We start from the raw sequence: 245 nt of genomic DNA, 5'->3' as shown, positions 1-245 counted from the left end.
CTGCGCGGCCGCGGCCTGCTGGGCGGCGACGTCCTGCGGCTGGCCCTGGCCCGGCTGGCCGGCCTGCGGGGCCGGGTAACCGTAGCCGCCGGGCTGGCCGGCGAACGCGGGGGACTGCGCCTGGTGCGGGTCCTGGCCCGGGCCCGGGTAGCCGTAGTGGCCCGGCTGACCCGGCTGGCCGGGCTGACCCGCGGCCGGGCGGTACCCGTCACCGGGACCGGCCCGGCGACGGCGCGGGCACTCCT

The 245-nt window shown here is 82.4% G+C and carries 1 protein-coding gene; it reads left to right on the top strand.

The genetic code is table 11. From position 1 onward, the window contains the following. Window positions 1-245, top strand: a 245-nt coding sequence (locus tag ABD308_RS32870; protein ID WP_344343201.1) for a hypothetical protein, incomplete at both ends; no start/stop codon positions are given.

Source organism: Kitasatospora putterlickiae (assembly GCF_039527695.1).
Taxonomy (GTDB): domain Bacteria; phylum Actinomycetota; class Actinomycetes; order Streptomycetales; family Streptomycetaceae; genus Kitasatospora; species Kitasatospora putterlickiae.
Note: the sequence above shows the minus strand (reverse complement) of the source record. Positions and strands in the feature narration are given on the sequence as shown.